This window comes from Streptomyces sp. W16, from assembly GCF_033194735.1.
Lineage (GTDB): Bacteria > Actinomycetota > Actinomycetes > Streptomycetales > Streptomycetaceae > Streptomyces.
In genome coordinates this window covers 1-2,233 of sequence record NZ_JAWOAI010000920.1, presented here as the reverse complement: position 1 = coordinate 2,233, position 2,233 = coordinate 1, and the positions used below count along the sequence as shown (strand labels likewise).

Annotated in this window: 2 protein-coding genes; both read right to left on the bottom strand. The window is 73.3% G+C overall.

The features are described 5' to 3' along the window. A partial coding sequence (locus R6V09_RS51440; RefSeq protein ID WP_317888295.1) for a DUF6493 family protein occupies positions 1-1,810 on the bottom strand: 1,810 nt, incomplete at its 3' end. Then, positions 1,807-2,233 (bottom strand): SWIM zinc finger family protein (locus R6V09_RS51435; RefSeq protein ID WP_317888294.1); only part of this gene is annotated, 427 nt, incomplete at its 5' end. The genes R6V09_RS51435 and R6V09_RS51440, both read right to left, overlap by 4 nt.

The following is a 2,233-nucleotide window of genomic DNA, read 5'->3' as shown; positions in this document are numbered from 1 at the left end:
CCGCCACGCGGTCCCCGCGGCGCACCCGCAGCAGCGCCTGCGCGAAGTCCGCCGTCGAGACCCGCGCGCCCAGACGCCGATAGGTGTCGAGCCTGGCCACCAGCTCGTCCGGCTCCAGCAGGCCCGTACTCCAGCTGGGGGTCGACAGCAGGAACGGCAGCGGCTCCGCGCGGATGCGGTACGCCACCTCCCAGATGCGCGCCTCGAAGGCCCCGGACAGCGGGCTGTGTCCGCACACCCGGGACCGGGAGCCGTGCTGGACGGCGTCGTGGAGTGCGGCGGTGCCCACCTTGCCCCGGAGGACAGCCAGCAGGAGGTCGAGGCCGTCGGCCGCGCTGTGGAGGCCCTGGTGCGTCCTGGTGAAGTGGCTGTCCGGACGCCGGATGTGCTCGGAATCGGGGCTGTCCCACCAGCGGCGCGCGAACACCGGCCCCAACGCCTCCACCAGGGCGCCCCGGTCCTGGTAGGTATGACGGACGAGTCCGTCCAACGCGCGCTCGAACGCCGTCACATCGCCTTTGGAGCCGTTGGACGCCAGCAACGCCCCCACTTCCTCGGCGAGTTCGACCGCCGACTCGGCTGCCGGCACGAGGCGGGTCGGCACCGGGGGCGGCGGAAGCACCTCCTCGTGGACGGCCGCCGCCGCTGGTGCCGCTCCCAGCGTCTCCACCGCGCGCGTGCGCAAGGCGGGGATCAACTGGTCGGCCGCCGCGGCGAGTTCGGCCCTCACCTCGGGGGAGTCGACCCTCTTGAGGTGCCGCTCGACCAGTTTCAGCGCCCGCTCCTGCACCTCGGTGTCCGCGTGCCCGAAGGCGAACGCGAGGGCGGGCAGCACCTCGACGGCGGCAGACGCGTCGCGAGCCAGCACCTTTCCCAGCAGCACGAGCTGCGCCCGGACGAGCTTCTTCTCGGACCTGAACAGCACCGCGTCGGACATCTCCGCCAGCCGGCGCGGAGCCAACTCCCCGTCCAGAGCAAGGGAACCGAGCACCGCCTGGGCGTGCGAGGCCACGGTGGGCACCGCGTCCGAGGCCAGGGCCAGCCAGTCGGCGATGTGCTCCCGCTCCTCCTCGCGGGTGAGGGCGAGCGCCTTCAACACACGCAGGAACGCCCGGTGATCGACAGTCGAACCGCCCCGCAGCAGCCGGGCCACACACGCGTCCACCGTCCGCTTCCGGTCCAGGGCGCCCTCGACGGTCAGCCGGGCGATCGCGTCGACCCAGCCGTCCATGTCCTCTGCCGAGGACCACTCCATGGGGCCGGCGACGTCGTTCGTCTCGAAGAGCGCGGCCATCAGCTCCGCGAGGTGAGGATCCCTGCGCAGCCGGTCGAACAGGGTGTCCCCGCGCTGCCACAGCTGACCGGTGTGCGCCACCCAGGCCTGCACATAGGTCTCCGTCGTCGGCACCGGACAACCGGAGAGCCGGACCAGACCGGCCATCAGCTCGTACGACACGCCCGCGGAGGCAGGACGCCCGGCGAGGCGGTGCGTCACATCGGCCAGCCAGGAGGCATCCCGGTCGCCCAGGATGTGGATCAGCAGCGCCGCCGACGACTGCGACCAACGCATGTCGCTGCCGGCGATCCAGTTCGCCGCGGCAGCCGCACCCGTCTCGCAGGCGGCGCCGGCCGCGTGCAGCGCCGGATAGGCACCGCGGGACAGCTGCCCCCACGGCGCCGTCCGCAGCTCCTTGCGGAGGTCCTTCAACTCCGGCAGGAATGCCCGGCGTTCGGCATCCGTCAGCCCGTCGAGCAACCCCACCACCTCGGCGGTCCGCCCCGCCCGCACCGCTGCCATCAGCGCACTCATCGCGCACCCCCGTCGACCCGAACCATGTTCCGCTCCACCGCGGCACCCCGCCGCACCATCCGTACCGCCAGCGCGTGCTTGCACGGCCCGCGCCCGCCCCGGTACTTCGCCCACCACACACAGCTGCAACTCAGCACCCCCGCCTCGTCACGCACCCGGTGCACATGACCGTCCTCCGCCGTCACCGTGCCGATCGCGCCCTCCAGACGCACCGCGCCCGCGGCGACCAGCGCGAGGGCCGAGCGCAGCCGCGGGTTGTGACGCTCCACGCGCTGCGCGTCGTACGGCAGTTCACGGTGGAAGTAGGCCGCCTCCGCCGTGTCGTAACCGACGCGCCCGGAGGTGCCCAGCCGGACCAGCGCGGCGCGGACCCGCTCGGGGGTGAGCCCCGAGGCGGCGGCCAGGTCGGCGACGTCGATGCGG